Origin of the sequence: Glutamicibacter sp., from assembly GCF_035257265.1 — a bacterium.
In the GTDB taxonomy this organism is placed as follows: domain Bacteria; phylum Actinomycetota; class Actinomycetes; order Actinomycetales; family Micrococcaceae; genus Glutamicibacter.
The window spans coordinates 1-2722 of sequence record NZ_DATEXC010000051.1; the positions used below are offsets into that span (position 1 = coordinate 1).

Consider the following 2722-nt stretch of genomic DNA (forward strand, 5'->3'; position numbering starts at 1 on the left):
GGTCCGGTCGGGCAGTTTGCCATCAAGAGCGCCTGGATGCTCGGTGCCGCACGTGTGATTGCGATTGATCAGGTTCCCGAACGTCTGGAACTGGCCCGCAGGGAAGGGCAAGCCGAGACGCTCAATTTCGACGACGAAGACATCTTCGACGCCTTAACCGAGATGACGGGTGGGCGCGGCCCTGACCGGTGCATTGATGCCGTGGGGATGGAAGCGCACGGCACCAGCCCGGACGCTCTGCTCGACCGTGTGCAAGCCGCGGCCTTTCTGGCCACCGACCGTCCGCACGTCCTCCGCCAGGCTATCCATGCGTGTCGTAAGGGTGGGACAGTGTCGGTGCCGGGCGTCTACGGCGGCTTTGTCGACAAGCTGCCGATGGGTGCCGTGGTAAACAAGGCGCTGACGATCAAGTCAGGGCAGACCCACATGCACCGATATATGCGTCCGCTGCTCGCCCGCATCCAGAACGGCGAGATCGATCCGTCGTTCATCATCACCCACCGGCTGCGGCTCGAGGACGCGCCCCAGGGCTACGAGATGTTCAGGTACAAGCAAGACAACTGCATCAAGGTCGTGCTGAAACCGCACGACAGCGTTGTGCCACGCCCAAGCTCGCTCCATTAGTAGCAGGCGCTGCTACCAGTAAGGTTGGCACAGCTTGTCTCATGGTCGTATATCTCGATCTTGCGGGTCGTTCGTGTAGCCCTGAAAGTCGGTGGGCACCCTATGCTGCTCTGGCACAAAACTTGGCCCACTGCGGCAGAAGGAGAACTTTGAAGGAGGGTGGACATAATGACTTAAATGTTGCTCCAACGGAGCCATGGAGCCCCTGTAAGCCGCCTAAAGTCAGGCTGCCAAGGCATCAGGCGTCTGCTAAAGCCTGGCGCAGCTCATCCGTATAACGTTGCACCCCGCCAATCTGGGTCAACTGCTGGAGGACACGACGCTTCTCTTGGTTTTCGAGGAGTTGCTGGAGCTGACGCTGTTTGTCGCCAAGACTCTTGGCGCCCACAGACACCCCAGGTGGCGACATAGAGAGCAAAATGTAGGCGCAATACACCCAGTGGACATGAGACATCACCGCGTCAAATCCACTCGTGGCGACCTCCTCAAAGCCCAGGTGCTGCTTGACAGTTTTATGAAACAGCTCAATTGCCCAGCGGAGCCGATATCCGAGAATGATCTGGCGTGCCGTTACTCGCATGTCATTGCAGGCTAAATACTTGCGGCGACCATCCGGTCGTTTGCGGGGTTCTGAGCACACCAATTGGACTTGCCCCACGTAACGCAGATACCCAATTGTGTCTCGGGTGCGAAACTCCATTCGCTTCCGCTTCGTCCCATTCGTCGTGATACGAACGGTTTGCCACTTTAGCCGGCGGTGATGGCGAAAGAACGTGGCAATGTGACTCCACTGCTTCGACTTGGGCGTGGTCAGGGCGAGCATTGCAGATTTCACACTGCGGGTTTTACCCAGGGCGATAATGAAATGCCAATGCTTGGCGGCAATGGCATTCTGGATCTTTTTATTGTCGTAGCCACTGTCCGTTAAGACGACCACCTCACGCGGATCATAGGCACCGATATAGTCTGCCAGGTTCAACGCCTGGATGTACTCCACCACGAGGTCATGCTCAGTGCGATACGCCAGCCCATGATCCCGGCAATAGCGCTGGCTATAGAAGGGGATGGGACGAAGCGGGATCAGCAGGTCATTGAGGATCAACACGATATTGGTCCACTGATGACCAACGACAAATCCTTGGCCATGATTGAACGTCTTGGCGTTTTCTGGATGCAGACTAGCGCGATGTTGGAGCGTACTATCCACGACAATCGCAATCTTCCAGGGGAGCTCTTTCAACTTTTGCAGGGCTTTGGCCACGTGCTTGGCTTGGTTCTTGGAGAGGCTCTCCAGCGTATAGACGGCAACATGGCTATGGGCTTGCAACATCTTCGAGAATTGGGATTTGTGCAGTCCGGAAAACCGGGCGGCTTCTTCGAGGGAATGTTTCGTAGTCACGACCATCAAAAACAGCAGATAACTGGTGCAGACCCTCTCAAGACGTCGACGGACCCCGATACGCCGCGCGATCCAAGTCTGCAAGGTGCGAGCCCGCATGGCGCCTCCTCTCTGTAGCCACTCGACAGGTAGAGAGTCGCATACGATAGAGGCAACAAGGCGCGGTGTCCATCAGCGCTTGAAAAAGACGCCATGTGTGCTATACAAGGCGGAGCCTCCCTGTGATCTCAAAACGTTGGGGATAGGCAGATATCAACGACGCAAGATCAGTGCGTGGATACGCAACAGGGAGGTGGAGATTTTCTATCCCCAGCTATGATCGGTTCTAGACGCTGCGGCTCCTTAGAACTCATTGTTTATGAAAACCTTGGGAGTTCTGCGGTGATTTTCAGGAAACATTTAAGTAACATCTCCGTCATGGCGCCCTGCGGGGGCTGAGAATGGGGTCTTGGTCAAAACTGCTTCAGGGTACAATGATACGCGAAGTAATGTTGAGGTTTCTACGGTTCATGACAAGATAAAGTGTTTAGTATGAGCAAGATTTTTATCTCATATCGGCGTACGGACTCGGCTGATATTACCGGCAGGATATTTGATCATTTAACGTTACACTTTTCCAGGGACGATCTTTTTAAGGATGTAGACTCCATTCCTTTAGGAGTCGATTTCAGAAAATCGATCTCAGACGCTGTACAAGCT

The 2722-nt window shown here is 54.8% G+C and carries 2 protein-coding genes; one reads left to right on the forward strand and one right to left on the reverse strand.

Annotation, left to right across the window (positions count from 1 at the left end; all coding sequences use genetic code 11):
- Positions 1-624: zinc-binding dehydrogenase (locus tag VJ369_RS14130; RefSeq protein WP_324092713.1), on the forward strand; the 624-nt coding region annotated here is incomplete at its 5' end.
- 238 nt (positions 625-862) lie between these two features.
- On the opposite strand, the gene VJ369_RS14135 is transcribed toward VJ369_RS14130, so the two are convergent.
- Positions 863-2122, reverse strand: coding sequence for a transposase (locus VJ369_RS14135; RefSeq protein ID WP_324092714.1), 1260 nt, complete (start codon positions 2120-2122; stop codon positions 863-865).
- Between the last annotated feature and the right edge of the window lie 600 nt (positions 2123-2722).

What these genes read in the sequence shown, in the direction of transcription:
- VJ369_RS14135 (WP_324092714.1), bottom strand. Translation starts at nt 2,122, where the DNA reads ATGCGGGCTCGCACCTTGCAGACTTGGATCGCGCGGCGTATCGGGGTC.